The 23,659-nt window shown below is 59.8% G+C and carries 16 protein-coding genes; 6 read left to right on the top strand and 10 right to left on the bottom strand.

Annotated features, from left to right (window positions below; all coding sequences use genetic code 11):
• Window positions 1-9: 9 nt before the first annotated feature.
• The 3 genes from HX773_RS12340 to HX773_RS12330 are packed head-to-tail and all read left to right on the top strand — an operon-like array spanning window position 10 to window position 3,455.
• Window positions 10-537, top strand: a complete 528-nt coding sequence (locus tag HX773_RS12340) for a sugar dehydrogenase complex small subunit (RefSeq protein WP_176971726.1) — start codon at window positions 10-12, stop codon at window positions 535-537.
• Entirely contained in the window at window positions 530-2,131 is a 1,602-nt protein-coding gene (locus HX773_RS12335) for a GMC family oxidoreductase (RefSeq protein WP_176971725.1), read from the top strand. Before HX773_RS12340 ends, HX773_RS12335 begins: the two co-directional genes overlap by 8 nt.
• A gap of 10 nt (window positions 2,132-2,141) precedes the next feature.
• A complete protein-coding gene (locus HX773_RS12330; RefSeq protein ID WP_176971724.1) occupies window positions 2,142-3,455 on the top strand; it encodes a cytochrome c in 1,314 nt (437 codons plus the stop codon).
• 45 nt (window positions 3,456-3,500) lie between these two features.
• Here HX773_RS12330 and HX773_RS12325 read toward each other — a convergent pair whose 3' ends face one another.
• The 10 genes from HX773_RS12325 to HX773_RS12280 all read right to left on the bottom strand — a co-directional run bounded on the left by HX773_RS12325 (window position 3,501) and on the right by HX773_RS12280 (window position 19,258).
• A complete protein-coding gene (locus HX773_RS12325) occupies window positions 3,501-3,908 on the bottom strand; it encodes a flagellar protein FlhE (RefSeq protein ID WP_176971723.1) in 408 nt (135 codons plus the stop codon).
• Window positions 3,908-5,995, bottom strand: coding sequence for a flagellar biosynthesis protein FlhA (gene flhA / locus HX773_RS12320; RefSeq protein ID WP_101764133.1), 2,088 nt, complete (start codon window positions 5,993-5,995; stop codon window positions 3,908-3,910). Before flhA ends, HX773_RS12325 begins: the two co-directional genes overlap by 1 nt.
• The gene (flhB, locus tag HX773_RS12315) at window positions 5,988-7,139 is read right to left on the bottom strand and encodes a flagellar biosynthesis protein FlhB (RefSeq protein ID WP_176971722.1); all 1,152 of its coding nucleotides are present in this window, start codon (window positions 7,137-7,139) and stop codon (window positions 5,988-5,990) included. The genes flhA and flhB overlap by 8 nt, the downstream gene beginning before the upstream one ends.
• A 91-nt stretch (window positions 7,140-7,230) precedes the next feature.
• Window positions 7,231-8,058 (bottom strand): uroporphyrinogen-III C-methyltransferase, encoded by an 828-nt coding sequence (gene cobA / locus HX773_RS12310; protein ID WP_176971721.1) that lies wholly within the window; start codon window positions 8,056-8,058, stop codon window positions 7,231-7,233.
• Window positions 8,059-8,069: 11 nt separating this feature from the next.
• Complete coding sequence (locus HX773_RS12305; protein ID WP_176971720.1) at window positions 8,070-10,673, bottom strand: nitrate reductase; 2,604 nt, start codon at window positions 10,671-10,673, stop codon at window positions 8,070-8,072.
• Window positions 10,670-14,734: a nitrite reductase large subunit NirB gene (gene nirB / locus HX773_RS12300; RefSeq protein WP_176971719.1), complete on the bottom strand. Its 4,065-nt coding sequence runs from the start codon at window positions 14,732-14,734 to the stop codon at window positions 10,670-10,672. The genes HX773_RS12305 and nirB overlap by 4 nt, the downstream gene beginning before the upstream one ends.
• 10 nt (window positions 14,735-14,744) lie before the next feature.
• Window positions 14,745-15,533 carry an ABC transporter ATP-binding protein gene (locus tag HX773_RS12295; protein WP_176971718.1) on the bottom strand — a complete coding sequence of 263 codons (789 nt, stop codon included), beginning with the start codon at window positions 15,531-15,533 and terminating at the stop codon, window positions 14,745-14,747.
• Window positions 15,534-15,640: 107 nt separating this feature from the next.
• The gene (gene ntrB, locus HX773_RS12290; protein WP_176971717.1) at window positions 15,641-16,513 is read right to left on the bottom strand and encodes a nitrate ABC transporter permease; all 873 of its coding nucleotides are present in this window, start codon (window positions 16,511-16,513) and stop codon (window positions 15,641-15,643) included.
• Window positions 16,514-16,524: 11 nt separating this feature from the next.
• The gene (locus tag HX773_RS12285; RefSeq protein WP_370463601.1) at window positions 16,525-17,781 is read right to left on the bottom strand and encodes a CmpA/NrtA family ABC transporter substrate-binding protein; all 1,257 of its coding nucleotides are present in this window, start codon (window positions 17,779-17,781) and stop codon (window positions 16,525-16,527) included.
• 256 nt (window positions 17,782-18,037) lie between these two features.
• On the bottom strand, window positions 18,038-19,258 hold the full coding sequence (locus HX773_RS12280) for a nitrate regulatory protein (RefSeq protein ID WP_176971715.1): 1,221 nt from the start codon (window positions 19,256-19,258) through the stop codon (window positions 18,038-18,040).
• Window positions 19,259-19,742: 484 nt separating this feature from the next.
• On the opposite strand from HX773_RS12280, the gene HX773_RS12275 reads away from it, so the two are divergent.
• From HX773_RS12275 to tssM, 3 genes are all read left to right on the top strand, one after another.
• A complete protein-coding gene (locus HX773_RS12275) occupies window positions 19,743-20,237 on the top strand; it encodes an SH3 domain-containing protein (protein WP_176971714.1) in 495 nt (164 codons plus the stop codon).
• A gap of 84 nt (window positions 20,238-20,321) precedes the next feature.
• Window positions 20,322-21,536 (top strand): type IVB secretion system protein IcmH/DotU, encoded by a 1,215-nt coding sequence (gene icmH, locus HX773_RS12270; RefSeq protein WP_176971713.1) that lies wholly within the window; start codon window positions 20,322-20,324, stop codon window positions 21,534-21,536.
• Window positions 21,536-23,650 (top strand): type VI secretion system membrane subunit TssM, encoded by a 2,115-nt coding sequence (tssM, locus tag HX773_RS12265; RefSeq protein ID WP_176971753.1) that lies wholly within the window; start codon window positions 21,536-21,538, stop codon window positions 23,648-23,650. The genes icmH and tssM overlap by 1 nt, the downstream gene beginning before the upstream one ends.
• Window positions 23,651-23,659 lie beyond the last annotated feature (9 nt).

The raw sequence follows: 23,659 nt of genomic DNA, 5'->3' as shown, positions 1-23,659 counted from the left end.
GGAATTTCCATGATGACTCTTTCACGCCGCCGGTTGCTGACCGGCACGGGGGGGCTGTTGGTGGCTGGCGTCCTGGCGCAGGCGCTTCCCGGCAGCCTGGCTTTCGCCTCGCCACCGCTGGCCGCCGCAGTGGCACCGTCCGCCAGTTTCACGGCGATTTCCACCCGATTAACCGGACTGGACCAGCCGGATGCCCTGCTGGCGCAGCGCCTGTACAGCTGGCTGCACGCACATTTCCCGCAGCTGGATAACCAGCTCGATACGCTCAGCGCGCTGCTGCAGCAGCAACCCGCCGCCAACGGCAGCAGCCTGCTGGCGCTGCTGAGTAGCCAGCCCAAAGCCCTGAACGATCTTTATCAGGCGCTGGTTTCCGGCTGGTATCTCGGTGTCGTCGGGCCGCTGCCGCGTCCGCAATGTATCGCCTTTGAAAATATCGTCAGCTACCAGCTGGTGCGTGATTCCCTGTTACCACCGAGTTACGCGCCGGGGCAACCTAACTTCTGGACACAGCCGCCTGCAAGGAGAGCACATGTCTGATTCATTAAGCGCCGATGTGGTGGTGATTGGCGCCGGCATTGCCGGTTCACTGGCGGCGCTGAAGATGGCCAAAGCGGGCGCATCGGTTTTGATGCTGGAGTCCGGCCCGGAGATTAAGCGCGATCAGGCGGTGGAGTATTTTCGCAATTCGCCGTTTAAGGGCGACTTCACCGAACCGTATCCGCCGCAGCCGTGGGCACCGCAGCCAAAATTCATCCCCAGCGATAACAATTACCTGATCCAGAAAGGCCCGGATCCCTATCGCGCCCAATATCTGCGCGGCACCGGCGGCACCACATGGCACTGGGCTGGACAGGCGTTCCGCCTGTTGCCGAACGATATGCGCATTCAGTCGCTGTACGGCGTTGGCCGCGACTGGCCCATCAGCTATGACGAGCTGGAACCCTATTACTGCGACGCTGAATACCAGATGGGCGTATCTGGCGACAGCGATCTGGCTTCGCCGCGTTCGCGCCCTTACCCGCTGCCGGGCATTCCGCTGCCGTACGGCTTCGATCGTCTGAAGCAGCGACTCGGTCCGTTGGGTTATGAGGTGGGCATCGGTCCGCAGGCGCGTAACAGCATCGCCTATGACGGCCGCCCGGCCTGCTGCGGCAACAACAACTGCATGCCGGTTTGTCCGATTGATGCGCAGTATCACGGCGGCATTGCCGCACGTAAGGCGCTGGATGCCGGTGTCAAAATCGTCACCAATGCGGTGGTGTTCCGCATTGAAGCTGACGACAAAGGCACCATTCAGGCGGTGCACTATCTCGATCAGAACAAAGCGCGCCATCGCGTCACCGGCAAACAGTTTGTCCTGACCGCCAACGGCATCGAAAGCCCGAAAATCCTGCTGCTCTCCACCAGCGATCGCTACCCGGACGGCATCGCCAACAGCTCCGGCATGGTGGGCCGCAACCTGATGGATCATCCCGGATCGTCAGTGGAGTTCTACGCTGATGAGCCGGTGTGGTTTGGCCGTGGGCCAATGCGTCCCGGCAGCATCAACAATATGCGCGACGGCGATTTCCGTGGTGAGCGCTCGGCGCTGCGTATCGACCTCGCGAACACCTCGCCGGTGCGCTATCTCACCGAACGTCTGGTGCGTCAGGGTTATTACGGCAAGGCGCTTAACGACAAGCTGGCCTTCCAGGCCGAGCGTTTTGTTCAGTTGAAGTGTCTGCTGGAGATGCTGCCGGAGCCGCAGAACCGCGTCACGCTGAGCAAAACCGAGAAGGATGCCTGGGGCATTCCCCGCCTCGAGGTTTACTACAGCTTCCCGGACTACGTGCATCGCGGCTATGACCAGTCAATGATCGACTTCCAGCGCATGGTGAAAGAGATGGGCGGAACCGAGGCGGTTTACAGTAAGCGCGGCGTTTACGACAACAACCAGCACATTACCGGCACCATGATCATGGGCAGCAATCCGCAGGATTCGGTGGTGGATGGTCACTGCCGCACCCACGATCACCCGAACCTGTTTATCGCCGGCACCGGCATTATGCCGTCGGCCTCGACGGTTAACTCAACGCTGACCGGAACCGCGCTGGCGCTGCGTATGGCCGATAGCGTTCTGGCAAGCTTGTAAGGAGCACCCGATGAAACCTGTATTTATTCAGGCCGCTATCGCGGTGGTCCTGATGCAGTGCGCCGTGGCGCAGGCGGCAGACAATGCCGCTCAGATTAAGCGCGGCGAATATCTGGCGCGCGCCGGTGACTGTACCGCCTGTCATACCGCCACCAACGGCCCGCTGTTTGGCGGCGGCTTTGCGGTCAGTACGCCTTTCGGCCAGATCTGGGGCAGCAATATCTCCTCCGATAAGCAGTACGGTATCGGCAGCTGGAGCGACGATCAGTTTGTTGCGGCAGTGCGCGACGGCATTGGCAAAAACGGCGAGCAGCTCTACCCGGCGATGCCGTATGACTCCTTTACCAAAATGAAGCGCGAGGATGTGCTGGCGATCAAAGCCTATTTGCTGTCGATGCCGCCGGTGCATCAGGCTTCACCGCAAACCGACCTGCCGTTCCCGTTCAACCAACGCTGGGGCATGCGCTTCTGGAAGTGGTTTAACTTCGACAAAGGCGAATTGCAGAACGATACGCAGCAGAGCGCGCAGTGGAATAACGGCCGCTATCTGGTTGAAGCCCTGGCGCACTGCGGCACATGCCATACGCCGCGTAATCTGACCATGGGCATGGACAACGATAAAACGCTGGCCGGTGGCGATCTCGGCGGCTGGATGGCGTACAACATCACGCCGGATAAGCAGGCAGGCATCGGTGACTGGAGCCAGCAGCAACTTGTGACTTACCTGAAAACCGGGTTTGTCGCCAACAAAGCCAGCGCCTCCGGGCCGATGGCCGAAGCAATTGAGCACAGCCTGCAATATCTGCCCGAAAGCGATCTGCAGGACATCGCCACCTATGTGCGCAGCGTTAAGCCACTGCCGGACGCGCAGCAAACCCGGGCGCGCGACAGTTGGGGACAACCTTCCACCGCGCTGATTGCTCTGCGCGGTGCCGATGATGCCACCCTCAACGCCCAGCCCGGTGCGGTGGTGTTTGCCGGTAACTGTGCCAGCTGTCACGGCGCGGAAGGTGCGGGATCGGGCAGCGGTTTCCATGCCTATCCGTCGCTGTTCCATCACACCAGCACCGGCGCGGCAGATGCGCTAAACGTGGTATCGGTGGTCCTCAACGGTGTGCATCGCCATATGCGCGAAGGCGAAGTCTTTATGCCGCCTTTTGCCGCTGAACTGAGTGACCAGCAGGTGGCGGACGTCAGTAACTTTGTTACCCAGCAGTTTGGTAATCCGGCGGCGGCCAAAGTGGATGCGAAGCAGGTGAAAGGGTTAAGAGAGGATGCAAAACTGGCTTCACCGCCAATTTACGGTCAGGGAGATAAGCCTTAATCCATGCACTCGGCGGCGCAGGGCGCGTCGCCGAGGTAGCACGCGTTACTGATAATTCACCGTCACTTCACTGCTCACCACGCGCAAGCCCGGTGGCAATGCGCCCTTCCCCTGAAAGCCAAACGCCAGATGCAGCGTCTCTTCCGCCGCCACGTTGGCTAAGCCGCGCGTACTGCCGCTGGCGCCTTCGATTTCCACACAACGATCGCCCGCACACAAACGCACCACCAAACCCGAGGGCGCAGGACGGCTGAGCTGATAACGCCAGTTCACCACGGAAATATTGCCCGGCGCGCTGGAGGGCGCACGCAGCGCAGGCGTCATCAGCCAGTTACCGCGCACGCCAAGGCTTGGGCCGCTGGCGTTGGCGCTCCAGGCACCGCTGGCCGCATCAGCAGCGAGCGGCAGCGCCATCATTGGCAACATCATCAATGCCCAGCACCAGCGACGCATTACTTGCCTCCAATGGTGGCGGTCATGCGGATTTGACGGTTGTCGGTCAGCTCCATATTCGACAGCACAATCAGCTGCGGCAGATTGCGGCGCAGGAAACGTGCCAGCAGCGCACGTAGCGGATGATTGACCAGCAGCACCGGCGGCGCGCCCGCCATCTCTTGCTGCTGCAGTGCGCCTTGCGCCTGCACCAGTAAGCGATCCGCCAGCCCCGGCTCGAGTCCGCCGCCGCCCTGCAGCGCCTGCAGCAGCAGACGTTCCAGCGTGGCATCGAGGCCAATCACCTGCACTTCGCCGTTGCCAGGGAACCACTGTTGGGTAATCGCCCGTCCCAGCGCCACACGCACTACGCTGGTGAGCTCTTGCGGATCGTTCTGCACCGGCGCATGTTCCGCCAGCGTCTCAATAATGGTGCGCATATCGCGAATCGAGACGCGCTCGGTCAGCAGGTTTTGCAGTACTTTGTGCAGCGTGGTCAGCGTGATGACGCCCGGCACCAGATCTTCGGTCAGCTTCGGCATCTCTTGCGTAACGCGATCCAGCAGCTGCTGCGCTTCCTGACGGCCAAACAGCTCGCTGGCGTATTGGCCAATCAGGTGATTGAGGTGCGTCGCCACCACGGTGCTGGCTTCCACCACGGTAAAGCCCTGAATCTGCGCCTGCTCTTTCAATGCGCTGTCGATCCAGATCGCCGCCAGACCAAAGGCCGGATCGACGGTTGGCTCGCCCGGCAGCGAACCAGCGGCGGTGCCAGGGTTGATCGCCATCCAGCGGCCCGGATAAGCATCGCCGCTGCCAATTTCTACGCCTTTCATCAGGATGCGGTAACGCGCGGGCGGCAGCTCCATGTTGTCACGGATATGCACCACCGGCGGCAGGAAGCCGACCTCTTGTGCCACCTTCTTACGAATACTGCGGATACGTCCCAGCAGTTCGCCGTTTTGCAGGTGATCGACCATCGGAATCAGGCGATAACCCACTTCCATGCCGAGGGAATCTTCCAGCTGCACATCGGTCCACGACGCTTCCACCGTGGCCGGCGTCTCCTGGGTTTTCACCAGACTGGAGGCTTCCGCCGGTTTCTTCGGCTGCATTTCGCGACCGCGCAGCCACCAGGCCAGGCCCAGCAGCGCAGCGGTAAACAGCAGGAAGACGAGGTTTGGCATGCCCGGCACCAGGCCGAGCAAACCAATCACGCCGCCACTCAGCATCAGCACGCGCGGGTTCTTGAACAGCTGGGTCACCATCTGCTCGCCGACGTCCTGATCGGTGCCCACGCGCGTCACAATGACACCCGCGGCGGTGGAGATCACCAGCGCCGGGATCTGCGCCACCAGGCCGTCACCGATGGTCAACAGCGTGTAGGTTTCACCGGCGTGACCGAGATCCATGCCGTGCTGCACCACGCCGACCAACAGGCCGCCGATGATGTTGATCACCATGATCAGGATGCCGGCGATGGCATCACCACGGACGAACTTACTCGCACCGTCCATCGAACCGTAGAAATCGGCTTCCTGCGTCACTTCGGTACGGCGCTGCTTGGCTTCCTGTTCGCCGATCAAGCCGGCGTTGAGATCGGCATCAATCGCCATCTGCTTACCTGGCATTCCGTCCAGCACAAAACGCGCGCCGACTTCGGCGATACGTCCCGCACCCTTGGTGATAACCATGAAGTTGATGATGACGAGGATAATGAACACCACGATACCGATGGCGAAGTTACCGCCAACGAGGAAGTGACCAAAGGCTTCCACCACGCGTCCGGCGGCATCGGCGCCGGTATGGCCTTCCAGCAAAATGATACGGGTTGAGGCGACGTTCAGCGCCAGACGCAGCAGCGTCGAGAACAGCAGAATGGTCGGGAATGCGGCGAACTCCAGCGTGCGCTGGGTGAACATCGCCACCAGCAGCACCATGATCGACAGCGCAATGTTAAAGGTGAACAGCAGGTCAAGAATGAATGCGGGTAACGGCAGCACCATCATCGACAGGATCAACATGATCAGTACTGGGCCCGCCAGTACCTGCCATTGCGTGTCTTTAAAGTTGCCCGGTAAACGCAGCTTCTCGGCTAAATTAGCCATCGTTAGTGTTCTCTCCTGCAAAGTCCATGTCTGCCGGAACCGGCAGGTTTTTTGGTTTGTTTGGAATCAGGCCGCCTTCGCGCTTCCAGCGTCGCAGCTGCCAAACCCAGGCCAGCACTTCCGCTACCGCGCCATACAGCGCGCCGGGGATGAACTGACCAATTTCTGTGTGTCGATACAACGCACGCGCCAGCGGCGGTGCTTCGAGAATCGGGATGCGGTGCTCTTTGGCGAGCTCACGAATCTTCAGGGCGATATCGCCAGCGCCTTTGGCCACCACTTTCGGCGCGCTCATCTTGCCTTCCTGATACTTCAGCGCCACCGAGTAGTGCGTCGGGTTAGTGACGACAACGTCGGCTTTCGGCACATCGGCCATCATGCGACGGCGCGCCGCCGCGCGCATCGCCTGGCGAATACGCCCTTTAACGTGCGGGTCACCTTCGTTCTGTTTATGTTCGTCACGGATCTCCTGGCGCGTCATCTTCAGCTTTTTGAAGTAGCTGTAGAGCTGCCAGAACACGTCAAAACCCACCATCGGGAACAGGCCCAGCATGATCAGCCCGCAGCAGGCGGCGATCATCGACAAACCGTGGTGCAATGCGTTGATCGGCGATTCGCTCATCAACCGCAGCATCTCTTCCCAGTGGCTCCAGATGTACCAACCGGCAACAAGGCCCACCAGCACCGCTTTCATGATCGATTTCACCAGCTCCGCAGCGGTTTGGCCGGAGAACATGCGGCCGATACCGGTTAACGGGTTGAGCTTTTTGAGATCGAACTTGATGGATTTACCGCTGAAGTTCAGGCCGCCCAGCGCCATCGGACCGGCAATCGCCACCACCACTAAGCCGCCCATCAGCGGCAGCAGTGCGATCACCGCTTGCTTAATCAGGCTGCCGATATGACCAATGATCACTTTGTCATCGCTGACCATGCCGTGGTCAAAACGAAATCCGGTGGCGACCATGCTGGCCAGACGCTCCGCCATGCTGTTGCCGCCGACCCACAGGATCAGCAAGCCAATCAACAGCATCATCACTGAAGTCAGCTCGCGCGAACGCGGAATCTGCCCCTCTTCACGCGCTTTTTCAAGTCGGTGGGGCGTGGGCGATTCTGTTTTGTCCTCGTTACTCTCTTCAGCCACGACATACCTCAGCTGGCAGGAATTCTGAGCATAGAATGCCAAAACCCTGTCAGGCTAAAGCGCGGATTAAAGGGGGGAAATGTGAGCTTATTTAGCCATAAGTGAAATTGCGGGCTGAAGGCTGGGTATTTGCGCGCGTCGGATGGCGATAAAACTGCACCACGTCGCCAACCAGCAATAAGGCCGGTGATTGCGCGTGTTGCTGCTGCACGGTATGCGCCAGCTCGGCCAGCGTGGTGATCATCACCCGCTGATCGGCCCGCGTGCCATTCTCGATAATCGCCACTGGCGTCTGCGCGCTGCGGCCGTGCGCCTGCAGCTGCGCGCTAATACTGGCGCTCCACTTCAGGCCCATATAAAACACCAGCGTTTGGTTGGCGGCGGCGAGGCTGGCATCAGCCAGCTGCGGTTCGCCGCTTTTGCCATGACCGGTAATCAGACGCAACGACTGCGCGCAATCGCGATGGGTCAGCGGAATACCGCTGGACGCCGCACAGCCCGCAGCGGCGGTGATGCCCGGCACAATCTGGCATTCAATGCCCGCCTGCTGCAAAAACACCATCTCTTCGCCGCCGCGCCCAAAGATGAAAGGATCGCCGCCTTTCAGGCGCACCACGTGCCGCCCGCTGCGCGCTAAATCCACCAGCAGCTGATTAATCTGTTGCTGCTTCAAACCGTGGCTGCCGGGCTTTTTACCCACATCAATCGCCAGCGTGCGATCCGGCACTTCCGCCATGATCGCCTCGCTCACCAGCCGGTCATACACCACCACATCAGCGCGGTTGATCAGCCGCCACGCTTTCAGTGTCAGCAACTCCACGTCGCCCGGCCCGGCACCCACCAGCCACACGCTGCCTTGCGGTTGCTCGCCATCCTGCGGGTTGAACAGTTTATCGAGGGAAGCCGTTATCTGCGTCATGACAATCTCCGCTACTGCGCCACGCGCAGTGATGAAAGCAGTTGTTTCAGCTCCGGAAGACAAGAGCCACAGTTGGTGCCGCATTTCAGCGCCGCGCCCAGCGCGGCCGTGGAATCACAGCCTTGTTCGATGGCGCGACGAATCGCCTCTTCGCCCACGCCAAAACAGCTACACAACGTGCGCCCCTGCACCGCGCCCTGCGTTGCTCGCCCGCCCAGTAAGGCATGGCGCTGTGACGAGGATCGCGGAGTGGCGCTGAAGGCCTGCGCGACAAATTGATGGTCGATTTCCGGCAACCACGGCGCGGCATAAAAGGCGCAGGCCAGCTCACCATCGCGCCATCCCAGCATGTGGATCTGCTGCCCGGCGCGCGCCTGCTGCCATTGCAACGCAGGCATCTGCGGCAGTTGCATCAGCCATGCTGCGGCATCCTTTGCTCCTGCCAGCACATAGCGCTGCACGCCGGGCTGTGGCGCGCGAGACCAATACAGCAATGACGGCGGCGTGATGATGTGTGGCAGCCACAGCCAGCCTTGCCATGCGGGACGCAGCGGCTGCAAACGCACGGCAGTTTGCTTCAACGCCGGTTGTCCGGAGTGCGGGCAGGCGTTCGCCGCCACTAAACTATCCACCGTGGCCTGGCCGCTGAACTGACGCGTCCAGTGCATCGGCACAAACAGCTGACCGCGTTTGAGGCCGCTATCAATGATCACCCGCCCGCTCCACCAACCCAGCGCCGACTGCACGCGCGTGACGTCGCCCTGACCCAAGCCGTGTGCCGCCGCATCATGCGGGTGCAGCGCGACAAAGGGTTCATCGTAGTGCTGCATCAAACGCGGCACGTTGCCGGTGCGCGTCATGGTGTGCCACTGATCGCGGATGCGTCCGGTGTTCATCAGCAACGGATAATGTGAATGGTTGAGGTTTTTAACCGGCATCGCCGGCGGCAGCAAACGCGCTTTGCCGTCGGCATGGTAGAAGCGACGATCGGCGAACAGCCGCGCGGTGCCGTTGGGTGCCTGCGCGGTGATCGGCCATTGTATCGGAGTAAGTTGGTCGTACTGTTCACGGCAGAGGGTCGCCAGCGCGCTGATATCAAAGGCGCGCGTGCCGTGATTTTCAAAGCCCGACAGCGCGGCGTGTTCGGCGAAAATTTCGCAGGGATGCTGCCATGCAAATGCCGCGCCAAAGCCAAGTCGCTGCGCCACCTGCGCCAGCCACCACCAATCGGCTTTGGCTTCTCCGGCAGGCGCGATAAAGCTGCGCTGGCGTGAGATGCGGCGCTCGGAGTTGGTCACGGTGCCGTTCTTTTCGCCCCACGCCTGCGCGGGCAGCAGCACATCCGCCCACTGCGCGGTATCGCTGAGGGCACTGACTTCCGACACCACCACCAGTTCACATTTCGCCAGCGCCTGCGCCACGCGATTGCCTTCGGGCATCGACACCGCAGGATTGGTGCCCATGATCCACACCGCTTTGACTTCGCCGCGTTCGATGGCATTAAACAGATTTATCGCGGTGAGTCCGGGCTGCGTTGCCACGCGATCGCTGCCCCAGAAACGTCCAACACGGTCAACCTCTTCAGCGCTGAATCCCATGTGCGCCGCCAGCTGATTGGCTAAGCCACCCACTTCACGTCCGCCCATGGCATTAGGCTGCCCGGTCAGCGAAAACGGGCCGCTGCCGACGCGCCCGATTTTGCCGCTCAGCAAATGCACATTGAGGATGGCGTTATTGTTGTCGCTGCCGGTTTGCGACTGATTAATGCCCATACACCACAGCGTCAACACGCGCGGCTGTGCAGCAAACTGCTGCCAGAACGCCAGAATCTCGTGCTCGCTGAGCTGACACGCTGCCGCCACCGCCGCCACGTCCCACGCTTCGCAGGCAGCCAAAGTGGCTTCGACATTGCTGAGATGCGGCAACATGCTGGCATCCATGCCGCCGTTTTGTGCTAACCAGTTCAGCAGCCCGGCAAATAGCGCACTGTCGGATCCCGGTTGCAGTGCCAGATGCATATCGGCGATATCACCGCTGGCAGTGCGACGCGGATCGATCACCACTAACTGCATCTCAGGACGTTCCGATTTGGCCTGCACCACGCGCTGCCACGCCACCGGATGCGCCCACGCAGCGTTGGAACCGACCAGCACCACCAGATCCGCCTGCTCAAGATCGTCATAGCAGCACGGCACAGCATCGGCTCCAAAGGCGCGTTTGTAGCCGACCACCGCCGACGCCATACACAGCCGCGAGTTAGTATCGATATTCGCCGCGCCGATATAGCCCTTCATCAGCTTATTGGCGACGTAGTAATCTTCGGTCAGCAACTGGCCCGAAGCGTAAAACGCCACTGCTTGCGGCCCGTGCTGATCGATCACCCGGCGAAAACCCGCCGCCACCTGATCCAGCGCGGCCTCGATGTTGACGCGCTGGCCGTTGACCTGCGGCCACAGCAAACGTCCTTGATGCGACAAGGTTTCCCCCAGAGCTGAGCCTTTCACACACAGCCGACCAAAATTAGCCGGATGCTGAGGATCGCCACTCACCGGCGCATCTGCGGCTTTCACCTCGACGCCACAGCCGACGCCACAATAAGGACAGGTGGTTTTCATGAGGCAGCAGCCAGCGCTAACATCGGCTGCTGACCGAGCCACACTTTGCCGCCGTCAATTCGCACCGGCCAGCAGCGCAATTGGTGCTCGGCGTTATCCAGGCTTTGTCCATCGCGCAAGCGCACGCGCTGCTTGTAGAGCGGCGAAATCACCACTGGCTCCCCCGCCACGTCGCCGAGCAGCCCGCGCGACAGCACGCTGGCCTGGGTGCCGGGTTCAAGATCCTCCAGCGCATAAATCGCCTCGCCGAAGCGGAACAGCGCCACGCGCTGCCCGCCTAAACGCGCACCGATCCCCGCCGACGGCGGAATGGCATCGGCATCGCAAATGGCGCTCCAGGGTTCAGCAGGCAAAGTGATGGCCGGGATTATCTCCTGTGGCGCGGGTTGGCGTTGACCGCGCACCTGCACGTAATGGAGGGTTTCATCCGCCTGATCGCTGTTCACCGTGGCGCTAAACAGTGCGCGGCGTGAAGCATCTTGCAGAGTGCTGTGCCATTCGCACTGATAGCTCTCCACCACTGACTGCATTTCCTGCTCCAGCACCACAGCGATGCCCAGCGTATCCTCAATCACCACCTGACGCAGATAATCCAGCCCGCCTTCCATGTTATCCATCCACACGCTGGTGCGTTGCAGACGATCGGCGGTGCGCACGTAGAACATCAGAATGCGGTCGACGTAGCGCAGCAAGGTTTCATCATCCAGATCGCTGGCGAACAGATCGGCATGGCGTGGTTTCATGCCGCCGTTGCCGCACACATACAGATTCCAGCCTTTATCGGTGGCAATCACGCCAATGTCTTTGCTCTGTGCCTCCGCACATTCTCGCGTGCAGCCAGAGACTGCCATTTTGATTTTGTGCGGTGCGCGCAGCCCTTTGTAGCGGTTTTCCAGCGCGATGGCGAAAGCGGTGGAATCCTGCACGCCATAACGACACCAGGTTGAACCGACGCAGGATTTTACCGTGCGCAAGGATTTGCCGTAGGCGTGGCCGGTTTCGAATCCGGCGGCGATCAGCTGCGCCCAAATGTCCGGCAGTTGATCGAGTCGTGCACCAAACAGATCGATGCGCTGCCCGCCGGTGATTTTGGTGTAGAGATCGTATTGCGCCGCCACTTCGCCAATCGCAATCAGCCCTTGCGGGGTGATTTCACCGGCTGGCACGCGCGGCACCACCGAATAGGTGCCATCTTTTTGTATATTGGCAAAGTAACGATCGTTGGTGTCCTGCAGCGGTAAATGCGCCGGTTTGAGCAGATATTCGTTCCAGCAGGATGCCAGTAGCGAACCAACCAATGGCTTACACACTTCGCAACCGTGGCCGCGCCCATGACGATGAATGACGTCGTCGAAGGTGGTGAGGTTACCGATGCGGATCAGGTGATACAGCGCCTGCCGCGAATAAGCGAAGTGCTCGCAGATATCCTTTTTCACTTCCACGCCCTGGCGGGCGAGCTGGAACTCCATCACCTGTTTGACCAAGGCGCTACAGCCGCCGCAGCCGGTAGCGGCTTTGGTGCAGCTTTTGATCGCCGCCATATCGCCACAGCCGCTTTGCACCGCACTGCATATGTCGGCTTTCGAGACGTTGTGACACGAGCAGATTTGCGCCGTTTCCGGCAGCGCCGCCACGCCCAATGCTTTGGCTGGCGCACCGGCCAGCGCGGGCAAGATCAGGCTTTCGGGCTCATCGGGCAGCGGCAGTTTGTTCAACATCATCTGTAGCAGCGTGGCGTAGTCGCTGCTGTCGCCCACCAGCACGCCACCCAGCAGCGTTTTGCCCTCTTTACACACCACCAGCTTTTTATAGATGCCTTTGGGATTATCGGTCCACTGATAGCTTTGGCTGTCAGGTGACCGGCCATGCGCATCACCAAACGAGGCCACTTCCACACCGAGCAGCTTGAGTTTGGTGCTCATATCCGCGCCGGTAAAGGCGAGCGATTCCTGCGCCAATTGCGCCGCCAGCACCCGCGCCATTTGATAGCCCGGCGCAACCAAGCCAAAAATCTGAGCTTGCCACAGCGCGCACTCGCCGATGGCATAAATATCCGTGGCGCTGGTGGCGCAGGCATCATTGATCTGAATGCCACCGCGTTCGCCGAGCTGGATACCCGCCGCTCGCGCCAACGCATCACGCGGGCGGATCCCGGCAGAGAACACCAGCAGATCGGTTTCCAATACGCTGCCATCGGCAAAACGCAGTTGCAGGCTGCCATTGGGCAGGCTCTCAATCGCCTCGGTTTGTTTACTGGTATGCACCTGCACGCCAAGCGCGCTGATTTTACCGCGCAGCATCTGCGCGCCGCCGTCGTCCAGTTGTACCGCCATCAGACGCGGCGCGAACTCGACCACATGCGTCTCCAGCCCCAGCTGTTTCAATGCGTTGGCGGCTTCCAGACCGAGCAACCCGCCGCCAATCACCACCCCGCGCCGCGCCTGTTTGGCGCAATCCGCGATGGCATCAAGATCGGCCAGCGTGCGATAGACAAAACAGCGCGCATCATCGTGGCCCGGCACCGGCGGCACAAACGGCACCGAGCCGGTTGCCAGCACCAGCTTGTCCCAGGCCAGTTCGGCCCCGCTGGCATCGCGCAAGCTGCGCTTTTCACTGTCAATCGCCACTACTTCACAACCGCTGCGCAGCTCAATGCCGTGCTGCGCAAAGAAGTTTTCACTCACCAGCGACAAATCCTCAGCGCTTTTACCGTTGAAATAGTCGGTGAGATGCACGCGATCGTAGGCCATCTGCGGCTCATCGCCGTACACCACAATCTGGTATTGCTGATGCAGTTCACGACTGACCAACTGCTCTAAAAAATGGTGGCCGACCATGCCATGACCGATCACCGCGAGAAGAGGTTTACTCATCACATTGCTTCCTGCAGCGCCTGGCTGCGTTGGGTTGTCGTCAAGGCCGAACAGCGCGTTGAATCCCACGCGTGCGGCCTGTTGAAGTTGTGGCAGCAGCGTGTTGGCCGCCTGGCTGTCGCCAAACAGCAGCACGCCGCGCAGTGCGCCATCGCGTAAGAACAGACGCCGATAGTGCTGATGGACGGAATCGAAACTGCTGATGGATTCGCCTTCGCTGATGTCGCCCGCGCTGAACATCTCAATGCCGCTGACTTTTAGCCGCGTACCGTTCTCCTGATAGTGAAAATCGGCGATGGGAGCATTGGCGAGCTGCGCCGCCAGCACGGCGGCCTGCGCCAGACACGGCGCGATCAGGCCAAAGGTTTCGCCGCTGATTTCGCAGCATTCACCCAGCGCATACACATCCGGCAGCGCGGTTTGCAGTTGACGATTGACCAGAATGCCGCGCTGACAGGGCACGCCCGCCGCCTGCGCCAGCGCGATTTCCGGCTGCACGCCGATGGCAATCACCACCTGTTCGGCCGCGATCACCGCACCGTTGCTGAGGGTGACGCTGCCGCTATTGATGGACTGCAATGCCACGCCGAGCCGACACTCGATGCCGCACTGCGTCAGATGCTGCTGTAACAGCGAACCGGCTTGCGCATCCAGCTGGCGGTCAAGCAGCCACGGCCGGTGATGCAGCAGCGTCACGTCGCGTCCGCGCTGGCGCAGTGCCGCCGCCGCTTCGACGCCGATAAACCCACCGCCCAGCACCACCACCGCACCGCGCCCATCCAGCATGCGATGCACATCGTGGACGGTGCGAAAACCTTGCACCTGCGGCTGCTCGATGCCAGGCAGATCCGGCATGCGCGGCTGCGAACCGCAGGCGAACACCAGCTTGTCCCAGTGCAACGTGCGCCGATCGGTACGCACCGTGCGTGCGTCGAGGTCCATCGCGACAGCCTCTTCACCCCGCAACAACTGCACCTGATGGGCGGCATACCATTCAGGGGTGTGGATCAGCGTGTCAGCAAAGGCTTTTTCCCCTGCCAGCACCGGCGATAACAGCACGCGGTTGTAATTGCCGTGCGGCTCACGGCCAATCACCGTGATGGCAAGCGCAGGTGCGTATTGCAGCAGGGTTTCCACCATGCGCATCGCTGCCATTCCGTTTCCAATCACCACCAGCTGTTGCACCATGTTCCGCTCCTTACGCCACGGCCGTTTGCTTTTCATACAGGAAGTGCAGAATCTGCTGGCGCAGCTGGTGGTAGCGCGGCTCGTCGGCCAGGGCCACGCGCGAGCGCGGACGCGGCAGATCAATCGCCAGGATGTCGCCGACCTGCGCCGCCGGGCCGTTGGTCATCATCAGCACGCGATCCGACAGCAACACCGCTTCATCCACATCGTGGGTGATCAAGACGATGGTGGTGTTGAGTTCCTGCTGGATACGCATCACGCTGTCTTGCAGATGGGCACGCGTCAGCGCATCCAGCGCGCCAAACGGCTCATCCAGCAGCAGCACGCGCGGTTTCATCGCCAGCGCACGCGCAATGCCCACGCGTTGTTTCATGCCGCCGGAGATCTCACTCGGGCGCTTGTGCATGGCATGGCCCATTTGTACGCGATGGAGATTGTGCTCAATCCACTCGCGCATCTCGCCTTTACTCATCTGGCCTTTGAACACTTGCTCAACGGCCAGCTCGACGTTTTGGTAAGCCGTCAGCCACGGCAGCAGCGAATGGTTCTGGAACACCACCGCACGTTCCGGGCCGGGGCCGCTGATTTCCCGGTTGTCACACAGCAAGACGCCACTGCTGGGCTGGGTTAAACCGGCGATGAGGTTGAGCAGCGTGGATTTGCCGCAGCCGGAGTGACCAATCAGGCTCAGCGTTTCGCCTGGGTGAATATCAAAACTGACGTTGTCGAGCGCGAGGAATTCACCGCCGGCGGTGTTGAAGCGCTGGCTGACCTGTTGTACGCGAATAATGGGGTTCATCTGTGACTCCGGATCAAACTGTTTATTCCGGTCACCATGAATGGCGACCCTACGTGTGAATACTCATGCTTCAGTTGCCATGAATGGCGACCCTACGTGTGAATGCGCTACTTATCCCAGCTGAAGCGGCGCGCCAGTAGCATCAGCGCTTGTTCAAGCAGCAGCCCGATCACGCCAATCACCACGATGGCAATCAGGATGTTTTCCACATTGAGGTTGTTCCACTCGTTCCAGATCCAGAAGCCAATGCCGAGGCCGCCGGTGAGCATTTCGGCGGCGACAATCACCAGCCACGCGATGCCCATGGATAAGCGCATACCGGTTAACACCGCAGGCAGCACCGCCGGAAAAAGAATGCGGCGCATCACCGTCCACTCATTCAGGCGCAGCACGCGCGCCACGTTGAGGTAATCCTGCGGGATGCGCTGCACGCCTTCGGCGGTGTTGATCACCATCGGCCAGATTGAGCAGATGAAAATGGTCCAGCTTGAGGCGGTTTCGGCGCGCTGAAACAGCAGCAAACCAATCGGCAGCCAGGCGAGCGGACTCACCGGACGCAGCAGCGCGATGATTGGATTGAGCATGTGGGCGACAAAGCTGAAACGGCCAATCAGAAAACCGGCGGGAATGCCCACCAGCGCGGCCAGACTAAAGCCGATCGCCACCCGTTGCAGCGAGGCGAGCACGTTCCAGCCAATGCCCTGATCGTTGGGACCGTTGTTGTAGAACGGATCGGCAAACAGTGTCAGCGCGGCTTGCCAGGTGGCGTACGGCGTGGGGAAGCCCTGGCTCGACATCGATGCCAGTTGCCAGATAAACAGCAGCAAAATAATGCCGCAGCCCGCCGGTATCAGCCGTTGCAGCAGCGGACGGAGCCAACGCTGACGCGGGCGCGGTGCCGGCGTGACCTTAAGCGCAATCACCTGCGCCGGTTGCGCGGCTCTCGGATCGGCATGGAGCTTGCGTGCTTCAGATTTCATCATGACCTCGCTTAACTGCGTTTAAGGGCAAAACTGTCGGCATAGGCGGCCGGATTGCTGCCGTCCCACACTTTGCCGTCGAACAGCGTGCTGCTGCGCATCTCGCTGGCAGGCAGGTTGATGCCGCCAACCGCGCTGGCGGCCTGCTTGTAGATATCAATACGGTTGATTTGACGGGCCACGGCGGCGTAATCCGGCGCGGTTTTCACCATGCCCCAGCGCTTCATTTGCGTTAGGAACCACATGCCGTCGGAGAGCCACGGGAAACTCACTTCACCGTCGCGGAAGAAGCGCATGCCGTGCGCATCCTGCCAGCGCTGGCCGAGCCCGTTTTCATACTGGCCGAGCATCCGCCCTTTCAGCGTCTCCACTTTGGTGTTGATCCACGCGCGACCGGCCAATACCTGCGCAGTCTCTTTGCGATTGTCGTCAGAGGCGTCGATCCAGCGTGCGGCATCCAGTACCGCTGCGGTCAGCGCCCGCGCAGTGTGGGGATTTTCTTTGACCCACTCGGCACGGGTGGCAAGGATTTTTTCCGGATGATCCGGCCAGATCTGTTGTGTAGTGGCGGCGGTGAAACCGATGTTGTCGCTGATGGCGCGCTGATTCCACGGCTCGCCAACGCAGAAGCCGCTCATGTTGCCCATCTTCATGTTCATCACCATTTGCGGCGGCGGCACCACCACGGTGCGCACATCCTCAAACGGATCGATACCGGCGTTGGCGAGCCAGTAATAGAGCCACATGGCGTGGGTGCTGGTCGGGAACGTGTGGGCAAAGGTGAACGTACCTTTCGCCTGGGTGGCGATCAATTTTTGCAGGCTGGCTGCATCCGTGACCTTTTGTTCTTTGAGCTGATTGGCCAGCGTGATCGCCTGTCCGTTATTGTTCAGCGTCATCAGATTAGCCATGTCATGCTGCGGCCCGGCAATGCCCAATTGCAGGCCATAAATCATGCCGTACAGTGCATGCGCGGCATCCAGTTCGCCGGAGGTGAGTTTGTCGCGCACCGCCGCCCAGCTGGCTTCTTTACTGGGTTGCAGCGTCAGGCCATATTTTTTGTCGAAGCCTTTCACGGACGCCATGACCACGGGCGCGCAATCGGTGAGCGGAATAAAGCCCACACGCACGCTGCTTTTCTCTGGCGCATCGGAACCGGCGGCCCATACGGCATTGCGTAAACCCGGCACTAAATAGCTGCCGCCTATCACCGCGCTACCCAGCAGGAACTGACGTCGTGACACTGTAAACCGCGTTTTGCTCATCATGCTCATCCTGAAAAAAAGCCATAAAAAAAGGCGTCCTCGCATGTGTAAACATGCGTAGGACGCCTTTATCCAAAGCACTCGCTTCACCGCCGTTGGCAAAACAAATGCATAATGTCAGTAAGGTATTGCAAAGCCTGTGCCAAAAAAATTTCGTTGTTTTATCAAGCCTGACGGCAAAGCCTGCCTGCGGATGCGGGGATTTTGCACTGTGCTGACGCACTTTACGCACAAGCGTTGTGCAGCTACCTCGTTCGGGTTAAGGCTTTAATGTCGCCGCCACCGCCAGCACCGCCTGCGCAATATCCAGCATGCGTTTGTTCTGATTCATCGCGCTTTTGCGCAGCGCCTGCCACGCATCCTGCTCGCTAAAACCGTGCTGCTGCATCAGCCAGCTTTTGGCTTGATCGATGGTTTTGCGTTCATCCAGCGACGCGCGCATGGTGGCAAGTTCATCGGCCTGCAACTGTAAACGCTGCGACTGCTCGCGGATCAGCGTCAATACCGATCGGCCCAGCTGTGGCGCGAGGCCATCGCTGTCGAGCGTGGTTTCCGGTGCCGACAACCAACTGGCGCCAGCGATATACAGCGAAAAGCTGGCATCTTCCGCGCTGGCGATGGCCGGATGATCGGTGTGCTGCGTGGCGGCGATGGCGCGCTGGCAACGGCGCATCAGCGTGGCACACAGCGCGTCCTCTATCTGCTTCATATGATCAAGGCGCGTGCTGAGTAGCGTGAACCATTGCAGTACACCGTTTTCGCCGCACTGCGCGCCGGTACAGGCAATGCGGCGCAACCGTTCAATCTGACTACCGGCATCCGCCATGGCATGCCAGCGTTGCAGATTCTCCGCATCAGCAAACTGGCTAAAGGTGGCAAAACTCTGCTCCTGCGCATCAATCAATACCTGAATGCGCTGGCGTTGGGCGGGCGTAAACTCGCCTGCAGCAAAACCCGCCGAACCGGTGGCGCGTTCTTGTCCTGCCAGCTCTTTGCCCTGCATAAAGCTAAACAGTGCAATCAGCGCGCGCGAGATATCCGGCTCGCTGGCGGTGTCGGCGGCTTCAAACACCAGATTGAGTAACGTGCAGATGATGTGATTAAAGGCCTCCATCGCCTGCGCCTGCGACAAACCTTGCTGGCGCACCTGCTGACGCAGCGCTGGCAATCCCTCTAATGCTTGCAGCGCGGCGGCGATCAACATGCAAAAGCGGCTGAAGCCCGGCTGTGCCTCCGCTTCTGGCAGCACCGCCATGGCGTTTTGCTGTTGACGTTCAACCTCAACGGCACGCTGTTCAAGCTCCTCGCCAAAAAGCCTCCCCGCTGAACACAGCCAGATATTGCTGGCGCCACGTTCGCGTTGCAGCACATGGATCAGTTCACTGATGGCGGTGATTTGTTCGCCGGTACGCAGCAGCCGTTGCAGGCTGGCGATCTCACTGGCGCGGCTGGCGCGCAGATATTCCAAAGCCCGACTCATGTTTTTCTCCTGCTCTTGAGCGGCCAGAACAGGTGATTAAGCAAAAGCCATGCCGTACTGATTATAAAGCGGGCAGAATTACGCCCGGAAATTCCGAAATTAATAAAATTGTTTCGTTGGGCAATCTTTTTTCTCGCAGCGAAATAGATTAATCTTATTTACCATTTCTGAATGGTACTATCAGTGGCTAAAAGCCGCTGCGCCACCATACAACGCTAACTCAAGCAAATAAATTAACTGAGCTTATCTATCACCGTGACTATGTGTTTTATATCATCGGCCTGCGCCCGTTTTTAACCCGGTAGCACGGGATTTATCAGGGTGCAATGGTTTGAATTCTCAAAAGTCTTAGGTAGACTTAGTTCAGCACTATCTTTATGTAATCTGACTGTTTTTTTGATGGCTTTCTCGCTGCCTAATCTGCCTGCCTAACGGGCCCTTGCCGCAGATTACTCTGCAGCTAATCTGATGAAATTTGAGGATCATGGTGAATAAGAGTCTCGTGCTTACATTGCTGGCAGTTTTGACGTTGGCCGGTTGTAAAGCGCCACCGCCGCCGGTTACGGATGACACGCTGGTGACCAGTGAGGTGAACGGCGTCAAATTGGTTCATCGTCATGCGGTGGCAGCACCAGCCGAATTCACACCGGTTAATGAGAGCTATCGTGCGCTGTATGCCGCATCCGTTATGACCACACCCGATTTTGGTGGCAAGGTGGTGCGCTATCTTGATAACGCCAAACCGTTTGAAGTGCTCGGCCGGGTTGAACACAGCTGGCTGGCGGTGGCCGATGAGCCAAACGGCCAGTTGATTGGGTATATTCCGCCGAAAGCCGGCGTGGAGAGCAGCCGTTATGACGCGACTATTCGTAGCGATCGTCCGCGCCCCCGCCGCAACAGCAAACAGGTCTGCGTGGCCGTTGGCGGCGCCAGTAAGGCTTGTCGCACTAACGATACCGCGACCTGGATTTTAGACTGATAATGCAATCCGGCGCACAATGCCCGCAGAAGCTCTTGCTCTGCGGGCTGTGATTTTCGCCCTTGCCTGGATAACCAAGATTTAATGACTCAGGATTCCCTTGCTCGCGATGGCATTGTCGCGGGCAATGATAACCTTTTGCTTAATGCCGCAGCACCTATCCTGAATGCCGTGGTACGTATACGGCAGGCCGCGACACATGACGATCCTGCCGGATTGCGCCAGTTACTGATCGAAGAGATCCGCCAGTTCGAACAACGCTGTAAACAAGCGGGCTTACCTTTTGAGATGATTATCGGCGCGCGCTACTGCCTGTGCAGCGTGCTGGACGAAGCCGCAGCGCAAACGCCGTGGGGCACGCGCGGCGTGTGGTCCGGTAACGGCATGCTAGTCACTTTTCATAACGAAAGCTGGGGCGGCGAGAAAGTGTTCCAGCTGTTGTCGCGCGTGTCGCAAAGCCCGCAGCAGCATCTGTGGCTGCTGGAACTGATCCACTATTGCCTGTTGCTCGGTTATGAAGGCCGCTACCGCGGCAGTGACAGCGGCCGCGCGCAGTGTGAAGCCATCCGCAAACGTCTGGCGCAGCTGATTACGGAACATCGCCCGTCGAGCGCTAATCCGGCGGTGCCGCTAGTGGAAGTGCATCCGCTGGTCAGCACTTTAACACGTCCGATGGTGCCGCTTTGGGCCTGCGTCACCCTGGCCACGCTGGTGGCGAGCCTGATTTACAGCGGACTGAACTGGCGACTCGGCAACGCCGCCGAACCGCTGTTGCGCACCATCTACCAAACCCCGCTGCCGCAAATCACGCCAGGACGTCGCCCTACTTCACCTCAGGCACTGCTCGATCTGCATCAACGTCTGAACGATGTGATTGCGGCTGGACAGCTGGAAGTGAGCGACGGAGCGTTCGGCAGCAAAGTGATCATCCCCGCTGACAAACTATTCTCCAGCGACGGTACGGTGGTGAATCAGGTGGGACGCGCGCTGCTGGCGCATGTTGCCAGCGCGATGAAAACTGTTAAAGGCACGGTTTTGGTGTCGGTGTATACCGATAACAGCCCGGTGGATGGCCGTTTCGCCTCCAGCTACGAATTCTCCTTTGCCCGCGCACGCGCCATCACGCAGCTGCTTAATCCGCAGCTTGCCGAAGGGCACAGCGTAAAAGCGGAAGGTCGCGGCGACAGCAATCCGCTGCTGCCGAACGACAGCAATGAAAACCGCGCCCGCAATCGTCGGGTGGAAATCACCCTGTTTGTGACACCGGAAACCCTCGGCAATCATCAGGGAGGCCAATGATGCGCGCATCACTGCAACATCTGTTAACCCATCGCCTGCTGTGGAGCCTGATTGGCGTCACGGCATTGAGCTGCGTGCTGTGGATGCTCGGACCGCTGTGGAGCTGGGGCGATACGCGCCCGCTTGAGCCGGTATTGCCACGTCAGTTAGCGGTCGGTTTGCTCTATCTGCTCTGGCTGCTGTTCCAGTTTATCCCTGCGCTGTGGCGCGGCTGGTTTAACAGCAAGCTGCTTAATCGTTTGCAGCAGATGAGCCAGGAAGAGTTGTCCGATCGTCAGGCCACCGAAACCCTGCTGGCGCAGCGCTTCAGTGAAGCGGCGCTGCGTTTAAAGCGCACCCAGTTTGGTCGTCGCCATCAGCAGAGCTGGCTGGCACGTTTTCAAAGTCACTATCTTTATCAGCTGCCGTGGTACGTGATGATTGGCGCGCCGGGCGCCGGTAAAACCACCGCGTTGCTGAATGCTGGCCTGGAATTCCCGCTCACCGACAGCCTCGGCAAAGCGGCGATTCGCGGCGTGGGCGGCACGCGCCACTGCGACTGGTGGTTCACCGACAGCGCAGTGCTGATCGATACCGCCGGGCGTTACGCATTGCAGGAGAGCCAGCGCGCGCGTGACGGCGCGGAGTGGCACAGTTTTCTCAATCTGCTGAAGCGCTATCGCACCCGCCAGCCGATCAACGGCGTGATCATGACCATCAGCGTCTCCGATCTGTTGACCGATTCAGCCGAAGCGCGCCATGCGCAGGCCAGCGCGCTGCGTGAGCGCATGGCGGAGCTGCATCAGCACACCGGCATTCACTTCCCGGTGTATGTGATGGTGACCAAAACCGATCTGCTGAAAGGGTTTATGAGTTTCTACGGCACGCTCAGCAAGCCGCAGCGCGATGCCATTTGGGGCTTCACTTTCCCGTGGGAACCGGGCAAACCGCATAAAGATGACTGGCATCGTAGCTTCAGCCAGCAATATCAGCACGTAGAGCAGCGTTTACAGCAGCAGTTGGCCGACGTCATGGCCGGTGAACGCGATCTTACTCAGCGCGCCGACAGCTTCCTGTTCCCGCAAGAGTTCAGCTCGCTGCGTCCGCTGCTGAATGAGTATCTCGATGTGGTGTTCTCCAGCCATCAGGAGCCGATCGCCTGGTCGGCGCGCGGTCTGTTCTTCACCAGCGGCACGCAGGAAGGTTTGCCGTTTGACCGCATCATGGGCGAGCTGAACCGCAAACTGCAGCTGCCGCATACCGGTGAAAGCAGCCTCGCGGCCTGGGATAGCGTCAATCGCAGCAGCCCGATCCCCGGCAACAAAGGACAGAGTTTCTTTATCCGCGATCTGCTGAGCGATTTAGTGTTCCGCGAAAGCGGCCTGGCGGGCAGCAATCGCCATTGGGAATACCGCAACCGCCTGTTCCACTGGATCGGCTATGGCGTGCTGACCGGCGCGCTGCTGCTGCTCTCGTGTTTGTGGCTTACAAGCTATATCCAGAATCAGCGCTACCTGGGGCAGGTTGCCGAGCGCATCGGGCCGATCACCACGCAAAGTCAGCAGGTGACCCATCAGCCCGCCGATAATATTTTTGATCTGCTACCCTTCTTAAATAACCTGGTGAAACTGCCGCTCTCCGAGCGTTTTTCCCTCGACAATCCTCCGCTTACCATGCGCGTTGGCTTGTATCGCGGCACCCAGGTCAGCGATGCGGCGTGGGCGCTTTATCAAAATGCGCTTAAGTCTTTACTGTTGCCGCGCGTGGCGCAGCAGATCACCAATTTGCTGCGTGACGATCCCGGCACCGATAACGATTACAGTCGCAATGCGCTGCGGGCCTATCAGATGCTGTATCAGCCGCGCAATTATGACGGCGAGTTTCTGCGTGGCTGGCTGATGCAAAACCTGCAGCGTACGCTGCCGGAGGATGTCAGCGCGCGCGATTTGCAGCAGCTTGACTGGCATCTGAGCCAGCTGCTGGATCAGCAAATTCAGTCTTCGCCGTATGCGCGTGACAATGCGTTGATGATGCGCAAGCTTGCGGAGAATCTGAAAAATGCCGGTGACAGCAGCAACACGCTGGCGATTGCGCCGCACGTTGTTTCGCAGCGATTGACCAGACACAGTGAGTAATGGTGAGGT

Origin of the sequence: Pantoea sp. B9002 (assembly GCF_013385945.1) — a bacterium.
Taxonomy (GTDB): Bacteria; Pseudomonadota; Gammaproteobacteria; order Enterobacterales; family Enterobacteriaceae; genus Pantoea.
Note: the sequence above shows the minus strand (reverse complement) of the source record. Positions and strands in the feature narration are given on the sequence as shown.